The organism is Helicobacter sp. MIT 21-1697, from assembly GCF_026241255.1.
GTDB lineage: Bacteria > Campylobacterota > Campylobacteria > Campylobacterales > Helicobacteraceae > Helicobacter_C.
In genome coordinates this window covers 103,603-116,668 of sequence record NZ_JAPHNC010000006.1, presented here as the reverse complement: position 1 = coordinate 116,668, position 13,066 = coordinate 103,603, and the positions used below count along the sequence as shown (strand labels likewise).

Genomic DNA, 13,066 nt, shown 5'->3' with positions numbered 1-13,066 from the left:
CTTTCATCTAGCATTCCCACTTATCGGGGTGCTAGATTGCTTTTTTCTTCTTATTGAGCTCAATTTTATGGGACTTGGAATCTAATTTATAGTGTCTTTGTCATTTTTGCTATGCTTATGCAGCCATTGCTTGACTTTTGTAAAGCACTCTTCAAATACATTCTTATAAGGCTCACTCTCAATACCAAAGCTTTCTTGGAGCTTTTCAGTAAGCGCTCTTTGCTCGGCATTGAGCTTTGGAGGATAAGTGATTTTAATCTGCGCGACAAACTTCCCTCTATACGCACTATTGACATCTTTTATCCCCTCATTATCAAAGACAAATTGCTCTTTATCTCGTGTATTTGGTGGGATTTTCAGCTCTAATTCTCCACGCAAAGAAGGAATCTTAAGCGTTGTGCCAAGCACGATTGAAGTAAAAAACACAGGCACTTCCATATACACATTTTCGCCATCGCGCACGAAATTCTCATCTGCCGCCACACTCACAGCGATATATAAATCTCCCCTGCTCCCATTTTTATCAGCATTACCTCGTCCGCCAATGCGGATTCTATTCCCATCATCAATGCCCTCAGGGATACTCACCTCAAAGCTCTCCTCGCTCATTTCAAAGCCATTGCCTTTACATTTAGGACATTTTTCACTCGCACTTTGCCCTTCACCCTTGCAAGTAGGGCAAGTTTGAGCAAAAGTCATAAAACCCTGCCGCATATACACCTGCCCCTTGCCACCACAATCCTTGCAAGTATTGAGTTTGCCACCTTTAGCACCTGTGCCCTTACAATCACTACACGCAACTTTAAAGCTATTGTGAATCTCCTTTTTGCACCCAAATACCGCTTCTTTAAAGCTTAACTCCAAACCAATAATCTCATCTAAATGATATTTACTGCCATTTCGCTTTTGGGTAGAAAATCCAAAGTTTGCACCAAATGCAGATTCAAAAATTGAACCCAAATCCCCAAAAATATCACTAAAATCGCGCCCACTAAAACCACTAAAGCCGGAGTTTTGCAAGCCCTCCTTGCCATATTTGTCATAAATTTGCCGCTTGGAATCATCACTTAGCACCTCATAGGCTTCATTCACGCGTTTAAACTGCTCTTCTGCATCTTTATCATCGGGATTTCTATCGGGGTGATATTTGAGCGCCATTTTACGATAAGCTTTTTTAATTGTCTCCTTATCGCTTGTGCGCGTAACTTCAAGGATTTCATAATAATCAAATGTCTCCAAAACTCACTCCTACTTTGACATCAAAATTAAATCTGAAATTGTAGCGAAATTTTATAAGGCGAAGTTAAATTCTTTATAGCTATGATTGCAAGTTTAATCTAAATAAAGGCACACAATGAATCAATACAAATCCAGCCTCAAGGCGTTTTCGGAGCTTATTTCCACACTTGAAAAACTCCCTGCTATTGGTAAAAAAAGTGCGCAAAAAATGGCGTATGCTCTGTGTATGGAAAATAAATTTTTAGGGCTTAATATCGCCCACGCTATTGAAAATGCTGCTCTTTTGGTGCAAAAATGTCATAAATGCTTTGGTATAAGTGAAAGCGAGATTTGTGATATTTGCCTTGATAGCTCAAGGGAAAATGGAGAGTTATGTATTGTGGCAAATCCACGCGATATTTTCACACTTGAAGATATGGGGGAATTTAGAGGGCGATATTTTGTGTTAGATTCACAAGGAGATTTAGAACAAATTGACTTTGCACTACTCAATCAAAGAATTAGTGTAGAATCTGTGCGTGAAATTATTTTCGCACTCTCACCAAGTCTCGCAAATGAAGCAATTATGCTCTATATTGAGGATAAAATCAACGCACCTTTGCACTTTAGCAAAATCGCGCAAGGTGTGCCCACAGGCATAGGGTTAGATGCTATTGACCAACTCTCCCTTTCTCGCGCAATGAGTTTGCGTGTGAAGCTTTAGTTAAGAAATAATTAAGAAATAATTAAGAAATAATTAATTTCTTTGGGCGTATAATTTACGCGTTTTCTAAAACTTCAACAACAGAAAGGAACAAACGATGAAAAAGTTGCTTTTACTTACACTTTTGGGTTTTGCTAGTTTTGCTTTTGCTGAAGCTCCTGCGGTATTCAAAAAATGTGTTGCGTGCCACGGACCTGATGCAAAGAAAATTGCTCCGGGCAGCAAAGGCGATAAAACAATCGCTGGTATGTCTAAAGATGAGCTTCTTACACAGCTCAAAGGATATAAGGCTAAAACTGCTGATAATGGCGGTGCTAAGGCTATTATGTATGGACAAATGGCGAATGTAAGCGATGCTGATATTGAAGCATTAGCAGATTATATCTCTAAGCTTCCTAAATAAATTGATTTATGCGGATATGATATTGTATCCGCATAAACGACATTATGTCCGAAATAATTATTGATTCTCAATCTTACAAACATAATCTCAATCTCATATCCTCACATATTGGAACACATACAGAAATTGCTGTTGTGCTCAAAGATAATGCCTATGGACACGGCTTAGAGCAAATAAGCACTTTGGCAAGAGAATATGATATTAAGAGTGTATTTGTCAAAAACTATGCCGAAGCAATGCGAATAAAAGATGATTTCCCCTGCATTACTGCACTTTATGGAATGCCTCAAGGTGCATTCCCTCCGCACATTGCCTTTGTTATTAATGACAAAGAACATATTTCTATCCTACCAAAAGGCACAAATGTGGAGCTAAAAGTCAATGCAGGAATGAATCGCAATGGCATACAAGTAGATGAAATAGATGAGTTTATCAAACTTATTTTACATCAGGGCTTAAACCTTATGGGTGTATTTTCACATAATGGCTATGGCGATGATATTGATGATGAGTTTGAGCATACACAAAAGCGATTCGCACTTATCAAACAAGAAGTTAAAGACTTAGCCCAAAAGTATGGTTTTCCTCTGCCACGTTTTCATTCTCTAAGTTCCTCTGGGGCAGTGCGCGAAGCAATGAAAAATAAAATTAGTGATGATTTAGTGCGTATAGGCATTGCAGCGTATGGCTACCTTGATGTTGCCTTTGAGAATCCTATCAGTGCAAAACTGCGCAAAGTTGCCGCACTCTATGCAGATAGAATCTCCACACGCATTCTACCTCAAAATGCCCGCATTGGTTATAGTGGCTGCACAAAAATGGATTCTCAAAATAAAGTAAGCACTTATGATATAGGCTATGGCGATGGATTTTTTCGCGTAAGTGAGCGACACAAAGTCTATACAGCTAAAGGCTATCAAATCCTGCCCCGCTCGTCAATGGATTGCTTCTCTTGTATATGCGATGAACCTAGAATCTGCGTCTTTGATGATGCAAATGTGATTGCTCAAGCCTTTGGCACAATCAGCTATGAGATTCTCACTCATCTCTCGCCCTTTATCAAACGCACCATTATTTAGCTATGTCGCTACACTCCCATACATTTGAAAATACTTTTAGAATCTATCCCTTTACACATACTCCCATAGAATGCCATTTCAACGCCTCGCCTCGCGATTTTGTTATTAAAGAAATGCCACTTTATGAGCCAAGCGGGAGTGGTGAGCATTTATTGCTTTATGTGCGAAAAAAAGGTTTAAGCACCTTTGAACTCTTGAAGATTCTCTCCAATACACTAGGTTGCAGAGTGCGCGACATTGGCTATGCAGGGCTTAAAGATAAGGCAGCTACAAGCTATCAATATCTAAGCATTCCCCGCTCTTTGCACAATCGCATTGAATCTGCCCTGTCCTATTTATCCACCCAACACATTAAGATTCTCACTCTCACGCCCCACAATCACAAACTCAAAATCGGACATCTTAAGGGCAATAGCTTTTTTATACGCCTTAAAAAAGTTTCTCCAAATAATGCTACCAAACTTCACTCTATATTAGGATTGCTTGCTCAAAGTGGATTCCCAAATTATTTTGGTAATCAACGTTTTGGCAAAGAGGGAGATAATTTTCAAAGTGGCAAGGCTATAAGTGAGCATAAACTCACGCTCAAAAACAAAAAAATCAGTAATTTTCTCATCTCAAGCTATCAAAGTCATCTTTTTAACGCGTGGCTTAGCTCAAGGATACAGCTCACACAAATACTTCGCTCTTTTAAACCAAATGAAGTTTTACAAGCGCTCCAAAGCCCTAACTTTCCTGCCTTACACACCTTTGCTCACTCTTGCACATCAAAACTCATTCAATCTTTACAAAGCCAAAAACAACCTTTTGTGATTCTCCAAGGCGATATAATGTGCCATTATCCTTTTGGCAAAAACTTTGTATGTGAAGATACAGCCATAGAATCCACGCGTTTTTTACAAAAACATATCGCGCCCACAGGTGCGCTCTGTGGCACAAAATTCACACATTCAGAACACCTCGCCTTTGATATTGAAAAGCAGTTTTTAGATTTACATATTCAAGCAAATGGCACAAGACGTTATGCGTGGGTATGGGCAGAGGATATAGAGGGACAATATATTCCGCAAGAGGCACACTTTGAGCTGCATTTTTATCTCCCCAAAGGGAGTTATGCAACGATTTTTCTTGAAAGCCTGCTGGGCAATCACTCATAACTTGGTATGTCCAAAAGATGTTGCTCTTTCATTGCTTGAGCAATTTCCTCATAGCCTTTTAATGCGTTTTCATCACACAAAACCCATTCATTAAGTCCCTCTAAACTCATCATTGACGAGATTTTAGGGTCATTTTTAAGTGTATTTTGTGATTTCATCATTTCCACAAAGCTTTTTTTCAAGCTAGAATCAAAACTTTTCAAAGTTGTAAAATTACAATGGCAATAACCCGAACTTGTATAGAAATTCACCATTTCAGGGTAGTTTCCCTCTTGCATAATTCTCGCCCAAGTGCTTGAGCCAATCGCTCCCGCGTCTAATTCTCCATTTTTAATCTTATCAAGCACATCAAATTCACTTCGCCCTGTGTCGCCGTGTTTGCCCACATCGCTATTAAAGCGATAGATTCTTAGTGTCTCATCTGTGTTAGCAAGATGCAAAGAATCTAAAGGCATTTCTTTAAGCGCAAGTCGCGTTTGCTGCAAGTAAAATAAAGGCATAATCGCGGCTTGAGCAGAATCCAAACTCCCTAAACCAAATTTTTTGCCCTTTAAATCCTCTAAAGCCTTTATCGTGTCTCTTTTAGTGACAAATACGCTTTTAAAGCCAATATCAGTATCACGCATTAAAATTGCCTCTACACCATTACTTGTAATGTGTTGAGAGCGGATATAAGCAACATTTGTATTCCACGCAATATCAATTTTGCCCTCCTTGAGCCACTGCACTTGCCGCTCATAGTTGCTAAAGAGCACATAATCTAGCCTTATATCTTTAAAATAATCATTAGCATACTCTCTAATCGTATCCCAAATAGGGACAATTTGGGGTGCATACGCCACCGCACCTACTAAAATTGACTTCATTTTGCTTACTCCTTTGGCAAAAGTGCGTCAGAAAGCCACACTTGCAAAATATCAAGGCTTGGTGCCATTACTTGAGAGGCAAACGCGTCTCGTAAATATCGCTCTAATGGCAAGAGTTTGCTATAAGCCTTTCCTCCGCCAAGTCGCATTGCAAGAGCACAAATGTCCATAACAAGCTGTGTGGCATTGATTCTGCACGCAAAGATTTTACACACTGCATCAGCTTCTTGATTATCAAATGCCCTTGCAGCCTCATAAACAAGTGCAATTTGTGCTTGTGTTTTTGTATAAAGCTCTGCAATATGGATTCTCACTAGCTCTTTATCTGCCAAAGATGAGCCATCGGTATATTTTCTACTCTTACAATGAGCAAGTGCGCATTCATAGGCAGCTTTGCCAACGCCACTATACACCGCTCCAAGCCCTACGACAAAATACATTGCCACAACTCCAGCTTGTGTCTCACCCTCTCCGTCTTTGCCAAGCAAATATTTTTCGGGTAACTTCACATCATTATACTGCACAGGTTTTGAAACATTCCCACGCATACCTAACCCATTCCATACACCCTCCTCGTGTATAATGCCCTGTGCATCATTAGGTGTAATCCAATTATTTTTGCCACCATTTACCTTACAAGAATTTGTATAAGTAAGGTAGTAGTTTGCTTGTTGTGCGGAAGTTACAAAACTTTTACGCCCTTTTAAGATTCTATATTCTCCTGCTTGCGTTTCTGTTATATCAGGCAGCCCAAAATGTGTCCCAGAGCCACTTTCACTATAAGCAAGAGCAAAAGAAATCTCACCTTTTGCTACTTTTGGCAAAAATTCCTCTTTTTGCTCCTTTGTCCCAAAAGTTGCAATACACGCTGTTGCAACATTGTGCATCATATAGCAAAGTGCAGTAGAAGCGTCAAATTGTGCTATATTATAACATACTTGCGCGTGATGAGCGCAGTTTCCACCACTTCCACCATATTCTTTAGGCACGAGTAAGCCCATAAAGCCTTGCTTTTTGAGCTCATTATAAGCCTCTTTTGGGAATCTTGCTTCTTTATCAATAGATTCTGTATGAGGGGCGACAAATGCTCTCCCAAACTCTGCTGCTTTTTGTTCTAAGTTTTCCAAACTTAACATATGTTCTCCTTACATAAAATTAGGTGTGTGAGCCCTGCTTAAATCAAGGGCAAGTTCCTCATCAATGCCACATTCCACAAGCCGCTTTGTGCGGTTTTTTTCCATTTTTTTCTTTAATTCCAACACCTCCTCAAATCCAAGTGAAATTTCCGCACTGCTCTCCCCTCCCCCACGTAAAATTGCCATAGATTCTAAGAGCAAAGAAGATTCGCTACTTTGAGCGTCTAAATAATTCTTTCTCTTAAAAACGACTTCTTTTAAGGCAGTGATTTTGGCAGGATTTTGTGCTATTGCTTGTTTGACATTACTCATTCCATAGGCTACATGGCGACTTTCATCTTTTCTTGCCAAAGCAAATAAATGCGCGCTCGCCTCATCTCCTAAAGCCCTAAAGCTCTCTTCTAAAAATTTCAATAAATCAATGAAAGTCCCCTCTCCCATAATATGCAGCAAAAAGCTAGATTTGAAATAATCTTTCTCATTCCATAAGCTAAAGAGGCTTTGCTGCGTGGTGAGTGTGGAATATTGCACGCCAAGCCCGGTAATATTTGCTCTTTTGATAAAAGATTCAATATGCCTACTCTCATCGCCAATAATAGAAGAAAGCAAAAGCGGGATAGGCGTGAAAAAAGGTGAAATCTGCCCCAAAAATCGCGCAGGGATATATAGGGCTGAAAATTCATTTTCGGTTAAATAAGTCATAATCTGTGCGATTGCAAACTGCAAAGCGGGGCTAAATTGCGGGATTTCCTCCCATTGTATATCTGTGGTAGCATTCCATTGCGCCTTTTTAGAATCCTCATAAATGTGTGCGACATTGCTACTCAAAATATCAGTATGAGATTCTATGCCAAAATGATAATTTGGACTTGCTAACTCCACTTGCACACCATTTGGAGCTAAACCCTGCGTAGGCGGCGCAATATGAGCAGCACTATCAAATTTTTGGAATCTTGTGGGTGATTTTTTGCGCAATATATAGACAAAATTCCCTTTAGAATCTGTATTTTGGCTTATTATGCGCTTTTGTATAAATTCCTCGCCTTTAAAAGCACACCACATACTTATATCATTTTCTAAATTATCTCTATCACTCACAACTTCTATCAATGTGCCTTGTTGTGTGAGTAAAAGCGCATTTTCAAGTCGCATAAAAAAGAGTGTGCCAACAGGTAAGCACCCCATAAAAATACAGGATTTTGAATCTTGCATAAAATGACTTTGTATTAAACTACATTCAAGTTTGAGAAGACTTGTTTTCTTTCTTACAGAAAGCTTAGGAGGAAATAATAAAAATATTTAACTTAAATAGCTCTTAAAGATAGACTTCATATAAAGTTTAAAATATCTTCCAATACTTGCTCTTTGTTGATTTCATTTAGAATCTCGTGCCTTGCACCCTCATAAAGTATCAACTCCACATTAAAGCCACATTGCTCATACTGATATGCGATTTTTTCTACACCTATGCCAAAATTACCGCAACTATCACAGCTCCCACTTATAATTAAAAGTGGGAGATTCTCTCCTTGTAGCCCTTGCATATCATTTACACACTTCATACCCTTAAAAAGCCCTATAAAACTCTCTAAACTCAAAACAAATTGACACGCACTATCTGCTTTATATGCCTCTACTACGGCTTTATCACGACAGAGCCACGCAAAGCCACCTTTTGTATTGTCTTCACCCTTATTATGCAAAAATGGCGTATTAAAATTACCAAAAGAAAGATTATTAATCAAATGTTTTCCCCATTGCTTGAGTTGGCAGAACTTCAGAATCTCTGCCAATACCTGTCCAAAGCCAACAAGCCCATTATATGCAGGTGAGCCTGATAAAATAAGTGCATCAAGTTCGTGTTGATAGCTTTTGAGATAACCACGCGCAAGCAAAGAACCCATAGAATGCCCAAGCAAAACAAATTTTTGGGGAACAAAACGCTCTTTAAGCAAAAGTGTAAGCTGGTGCATATCTGCGAGTGCTTTTTGAAATCCATCAGCCTTATTTGCCTTATCTTGCACATTTCCTTTCATCTCGCCCCACATATGACTTTCATCAATGCTCTTGCCGTGCCCTCTATGGTCATTTATTGCCACAACAAATCCAGCTTGAGATAGAGATTTGCCTACCCACTCATAACGTCCTTTATGCTCTACCATTCCGTGCGCTATTTGAATAACAGCAATATACTCTGACAAAGTGCTGGGCATATACATATCATAAAAGATTCTAAGTTTATCTTGTGCTGAAATAAAGCTATTATCTTTTTGTATCAAAATTTCTTCTGTAATATTATTTTGCATAGTATTCCTTATTTTTTATTTTTTTTAATCCACTCCTCTAACTGCTTTTGCCCACCATTAAACACATTTAAATCAATATATTTTTCAGATCCGCTATATCCTTTTAATACACCTTTTGGATTATACTGCCAAAATACCCACGAGTTTTTATCAAAATACACATTAAATAACCTCGCCCACACAGAGTGTGGTGCAAAAAAAACCGACCTTATCCATAATGGATTATCTTTATATCGCCCACGCAAATACATATTATAAAAACTTGGCGTAGTATAGATAATAGGCTTTACTTTATAATGTTTCTCCAAACGCAAAAGCAATGAATCAAGCTCCTTATACACAGATTGAGCACTTGGGGGATTACTTGCCTTTGTGCCATAAAATTCTATATCTACCACAGGCGGCAAACTCTTAGGAGATGTAGAATCTTGCACATTACGAATAAAATTTTCTGCCTGCGTAAGTCCGCTACTATCAAAGCTAAAAAAATGATAAGCCCCTACAAATAAGCCTTCATTATGTGCATTTTCAAAATTATAGACAAAATGTTTATCTACCCATTTGCTTCCCTCTGTGGCTTTGATAAAAGCAAAGCTAATGCCTTGCTCTTTTAGAATCTTCCATTCAATGCGTCCCTGATGAACAGAGACATCTACGCCTTTAAGAGGATATGCTTTATCACTTGGCATATTAAACCACACCATACCATTATGTTGCAAAATAAAAAAAATAAAACCCAACACACATAGCACACCGACACGAATAGCAAACTTACCTACTCGCCGCAAAAATACCAAATAACGCAAATAGTGCAATCTCACTTTAATCTCGCATCATATTTTTCAAGCAAAAATGCTGGCTGATAAGAAAGTTTTGCCTTTCGCAAGCCTTCAATACCCAAATCTTCCTCGCGATTAGCATAGCGGTGATGTGGAAATTCATTTTTAAGTAAAGCTTGATTAATCGCTTGATATGCACCACTAAAAGCAATATTTGCCTTTTCAATATGAATAAGCACTAAATCATCATCAATCTCCTCACCAAAACTAAAGGCAATAATCTCCCCATCACAACGCAAAAGTCCCCCACGCAAACAAAGTGTATCAAAAGCGTTAAGAGCATCATTAATGCCTAGATTCTCAAAATATAATCCCTTATCCTCATTCTCTCCTGCCGCAAACCACGCATTACTTACTCTTAAAACTTCAGCAAGATTGGCATTTGAAAGAGATTCGTATTGTGTTTGTGGATATGTAAGCCAAAAACGATTAAGATGATTTTTTTTCTTATGAAACTTGCGTCCAGAAAGCGTGATGAGTTCCTCTATATTATACACATAATCAAATCTATCGCGTCTTTGTGTGATTTCAAAAGTATGTGGAAAATAAGATTCAATCTCCTCTACCTCATCTTTTTGCAAAGAATGAAATTCAAGCGGCAATGATATATCTTTATAAAATTGTATCAGAGATTCTATAATTGGTTTTTTACTGCCTTTGCCTAATGGATAAAACACAAATGGATTTTGATTGGGATAACGTGTCTGCACGATAAGATGCTCTTGTAAAAAACTCCAGCTAATCTCGCGTGAATGTCGCCACATAAACATATTGCTAAAGTTCATATCTGATAGCCATCGTCCCTTTTGATGTGTAAAGGGCTCTAGGATTGTCCTATCTTTAAGTTCTATTTTTTTAAACTCCATTGCCTCTCCTTAAGTTGCCCATATTGCATTTATTCTTTAATATCAGTAAAAATATAACTTCCAAGCCATTTTATTTCATCACTTCTTTTAGCAAAAAGTCGCTGCAATGGTTTATCAAGGTAATGCCCCTCACAATCAATAAAAAAACCTGTTTTAAAACTCTCATTTGAACGAATCGGACGAGAATCTATTTTAGTAAGATTAATACCCTCTTTTTGAAAATCACCCAACAGAGCAAACAAAGTGCCTACTTGGTCATCATTTTTTAGATTCACAAAAAGTGATGTTTTATCTTTTCCGCTAGGCGCATTCGCAAAATCACTGACTATAACAAAACGAGTTTTGTTATTTTGAGAATCCTCAATATGTTCAAACATCAATGGCAAATTATAAAGCTTTCCTGCAATTTTAGAACCAATAGCCGCACTTTGTGGATTGTTCGCAGCAAGCTGCACAGCACGCGCTGTTGAATCTGTGGGAATCTGCTCAATATGATGAAGATTGTGCGCGTGAAGAAATTTTTGACATTGCCCAAATGCAATATCTTTAGAAAAAATCTTTTTCACCTCACCCAAATGCTCGCAACTACTCAAAAAACTATGATGAATGGGCAAAATGATTTCTGCAATGATTTTAAAATCATAATGTGCCAAAAAGTCAATACTCTCGCCTACCATACCATTTGTATTGTTTTCAAGTGGTATCACGCCATATTTTACGCGCTTATAAGCAAGAGATTCAAAAACTGCACTAATAGTATTCAGTGGTATATATTCGCTCATTGCGCCAAATCGCTCTTCGGCAGCTTGATGCGTATAACTGCCAATAGGTCCTAAAAATGCTACTTTTTCAGGCAACTCAAGATTGCGAGAGAGAGCAAAAATTTCTTGATAAATTGCCTCAATAGCGCGTTCATTTAAATACTTGCTTTCTCTTTGGCTCAAACGTTCAATAATTTCTCTCTCTCGCTCTGGGCGATAAATTGCTCCACCTTGTTTTGCTTTATGCGCTCCTACTTGTGCTACAAGTGCCATACGTTTATCTAAAGCATTAAAAATCTCTGAATCAATGCTGTCAATCTCATTACGAAGAGCTTGAAGTATCATATCTTGCTGAATTTTGGGCATAATATGTCCTTACAAAGAAGTTTGAAGAGTATCTTGGAGCAAACTCTCCTCATCTTCTATCATTTTCTCAAAAGATTCTCTGTGTTTGATAAGTCGTGCATTACCTTGCATAATGGCTACTTCTGCAGGACGAGGACGCGTATTATAATTGCTCGCCATACTATAACCATACGCTCCAGCATTTTTAAGTATGAGCAAATCTCCTGCTTGCAGTGGCGGGAGAGGGATATTTTTAGCCAAATAATCACTACTTTCACAAATTGGTCCTACAATATCACACAAGCTAGATTCTAAAGAAGAATCCGCTCTTTTATCCCTTAAAAAATATTCCACCTGATGTATAGCACGATAAAGTGCAGGGCGCATTAAATCATTCATTGCTGCATCTACAATCACGAAACGTTTATGTCCATTATGTTTTTCATACAGCACACGCGTGAGTAAGACACCACTCTCCCCGACAAGAAAGCGTCCGGGCTCACAAATAATCGTTAAATCAAGTCCATACAGGGCTTCCAAAATGGCTTGAGCATAATCATAGGGGTTAATAAGAGATTCATCACTATAACGAATCCCTATGCCGCCACCAATATCAAAAAATTTCAAATCAATTTTAAGCGCAAGAAGACTATGTGCAAGCTGCGCAATTTTTTGAGCAGATTGTTTGATTGGCTCTAAATCTGTAATTTGTGAGCCAATATGAAAATGAATCCCGATGGGTTCAAGAAATTGAGCATTTTTAGCAAAAATGTACATAGATTTTGCCTGTTCAATATCTACGCCAAACTTATTTTCAGACAATCCTGTTGAGATGTAAGGGTGAGTTTTGGCATCAATATTGGGATTAACACGCACAGATATTCTTGCGATTTTATTGAGTTTTTTTGCAATAGATTCTATGCGCGTTAATTCCTCTTCACTCTCCACATTTAAAAATAAAATATCGCTCTCAAGTGCTTCTTGTATTTCATTATCTTGCTTCCCTACGCCGCTAAAAATAATTTTATATTTAGGAATCCCTGCCCTTAGTGCGCGTCTCACTTCACCAATAGATACACAATCCGCTCCGCTACCAAGTTGAGCCAAGTGATGAACAATAGAGAGATTAGAATTTGCCTTGAGTGCATAGCAAATGAGCGATTTACGCGCTTTAAAAGCATCTTTTATCGCACAAAATGCTTGAGTAATGCGCTCCAAATCATATATATAAAGTGGTGTTTGATAGGTATCTGCGAGGGCAAAATAATGTGTTTGCTCCATAATTACTCCGAATTTATCATTTGAATTGCTTTTATAAATGATAATTTTAGCCACAATAGCATAATATTATGTTAAAATCTAATTA

13 protein-coding genes are annotated in these 13,066 nt (G+C 38.2%); 4 read left to right on the top strand and 9 right to left on the bottom strand.

The annotated features are described in order from the left end of the window. Positions 1–81: 81 nt before the first annotated feature. Entirely contained in the window at positions 82–1,239 is a 1,158-nt protein-coding gene (gene dnaJ, locus OQH61_RS07260; RefSeq protein WP_266026713.1) for a molecular chaperone DnaJ, read from the bottom strand. Positions 1,240–1,354: 115 nt separating this feature from the next. Between dnaJ and recR the strand changes: the two genes are divergently transcribed. From recR to truD, 4 genes are all read left to right on the top strand, one after another. Continuing rightward, positions 1,355–1,942, top strand: a complete 588-nt coding sequence (recR, locus tag OQH61_RS07255) for a recombination mediator RecR (protein WP_266026712.1) — start codon at positions 1,355–1,357, stop codon at positions 1,940–1,942. A 97-nt stretch (positions 1,943–2,039) separates the two neighbouring features. Further along, the gene (locus OQH61_RS07250; RefSeq protein ID WP_266026711.1) at positions 2,040–2,345 is read left to right on the top strand and encodes a c-type cytochrome; all 306 of its coding nucleotides are present in this window, start codon (positions 2,040–2,042) and stop codon (positions 2,343–2,345) included. Positions 2,346–2,389: 44 nt separating this feature from the next. After that, positions 2,390–3,424, top strand: coding sequence for an alanine racemase (locus tag OQH61_RS07245; protein WP_266026710.1), 1,035 nt, complete (start codon positions 2,390–2,392; stop codon positions 3,422–3,424). 2 nt (positions 3,425–3,426) lie between these two features. After that, on the top strand, positions 3,427–4,581 hold the full coding sequence (gene truD / locus OQH61_RS07240; protein WP_266026708.1) for a tRNA pseudouridine(13) synthase TruD: 1,155 nt from the start codon (positions 3,427–3,429) through the stop codon (positions 4,579–4,581). On the opposite strand, the gene OQH61_RS07235 is transcribed toward truD, so the two are convergent. From OQH61_RS07235 to lysA, 8 genes are all read right to left on the bottom strand, one after another. Next, positions 4,572–5,447: a phosphate/phosphite/phosphonate ABC transporter substrate-binding protein gene (locus OQH61_RS07235; RefSeq protein WP_266026707.1), complete on the bottom strand. Its 876-nt coding sequence runs from the start codon at positions 5,445–5,447 to the stop codon at positions 4,572–4,574. The genes truD and OQH61_RS07235 overlap by 10 nt on opposite strands. A 5-nt stretch (positions 5,448–5,452) precedes the next feature. Then, positions 5,453–6,583: an acyl-CoA dehydrogenase family protein gene (locus OQH61_RS07230; RefSeq protein WP_266026706.1), complete on the bottom strand. Its 1,131-nt coding sequence runs from the start codon at positions 6,581–6,583 to the stop codon at positions 5,453–5,455. 9 nt (positions 6,584–6,592) lie between these two features. Continuing rightward, positions 6,593–7,795, bottom strand: coding sequence for a ferritin-like domain-containing protein (locus tag OQH61_RS07225; RefSeq protein WP_266026705.1), 1,203 nt, complete (start codon positions 7,793–7,795; stop codon positions 6,593–6,595). A 116-nt stretch (positions 7,796–7,911) separates the two neighbouring features. Next, positions 7,912–8,889 (bottom strand): alpha/beta fold hydrolase, encoded by a 978-nt coding sequence (locus OQH61_RS07220; RefSeq protein WP_266026704.1) that lies wholly within the window; start codon positions 8,887–8,889, stop codon positions 7,912–7,914. Between the two features lie 8 nt (positions 8,890–8,897). Beyond that, a complete protein-coding gene (locus OQH61_RS07215; RefSeq protein ID WP_266026703.1) occupies positions 8,898–9,710 on the bottom strand; it encodes a GH25 family lysozyme in 813 nt (270 codons plus the stop codon). Continuing rightward, complete coding sequence (locus OQH61_RS07210) at positions 9,707–10,594, bottom strand: DUF2156 domain-containing protein (RefSeq protein ID WP_266026702.1); 888 nt, start codon at positions 10,592–10,594, stop codon at positions 9,707–9,709. The genes OQH61_RS07215 and OQH61_RS07210 overlap by 4 nt, the downstream gene beginning before the upstream one ends. Before the next feature lie 29 nt (positions 10,595–10,623). Further along, on the bottom strand, positions 10,624–11,721 hold the full coding sequence (gene pheA, locus OQH61_RS07205; protein ID WP_266026701.1) for a chorismate mutase: 1,098 nt from the start codon (positions 11,719–11,721) through the stop codon (positions 10,624–10,626). A 9-nt stretch (positions 11,722–11,730) separates the two neighbouring features. Beyond that, positions 11,731–13,020 (bottom strand): diaminopimelate decarboxylase, encoded by a 1,290-nt coding sequence (gene lysA / locus OQH61_RS07200; protein ID WP_266026720.1) that lies wholly within the window; start codon positions 13,018–13,020, stop codon positions 11,731–11,733. Positions 13,021–13,066 lie beyond the last annotated feature (46 nt).

Excerpts from the sequence above, each read along its gene's own strand:
- recR (WP_266026712.1), top strand. The coding sequence starts at position 1,355 with ATGAATCAATACAAATCCAGCCTCAAGGCGTTTTCGGAGCTTATTTCC.
- OQH61_RS07250 (WP_266026711.1), top strand. The coding sequence starts at position 2,040 with ATGAAAAAGTTGCTTTTACTTACACTTTTGGGTTTTGCTAGTTTTGCT.
- OQH61_RS07245 (WP_266026710.1), top strand. The coding sequence starts at position 2,390 with ATGTCCGAAATAATTATTGATTCTCAATCTTACAAACATAATCTCAAT.
- truD (WP_266026708.1), top strand. The coding sequence starts at position 3,427 with ATGTCGCTACACTCCCATACATTTGAAAATACTTTTAGAATCTATCCC.
- OQH61_RS07235 (WP_266026707.1), bottom strand. The coding sequence starts at position 5,447 with ATGAAGTCAATTTTAGTAGGTGCGGTGGCGTATGCACCCCAAATTGTC.
- OQH61_RS07230 (WP_266026706.1), bottom strand. The coding sequence starts at position 6,583 with ATGTTAAGTTTGGAAAACTTAGAACAAAAAGCAGCAGAGTTTGGGAGA.
- OQH61_RS07225 (WP_266026705.1), bottom strand. The coding sequence starts at position 7,795 with ATGCAAGATTCAAAATCCTGTATTTTTATGGGGTGCTTACCTGTTGGC.
- OQH61_RS07220 (WP_266026704.1), bottom strand. The coding sequence starts at position 8,889 with ATGCAAAATAATATTACAGAAGAAATTTTGATACAAAAAGATAATAGC.
- OQH61_RS07210 (WP_266026702.1), bottom strand. The coding sequence starts at position 10,594 with ATGGAGTTTAAAAAAATAGAACTTAAAGATAGGACAATCCTAGAGCCC.
- pheA (WP_266026701.1), bottom strand. The coding sequence starts at position 11,721 with ATGCCCAAAATTCAGCAAGATATGATACTTCAAGCTCTTCGTAATGAG.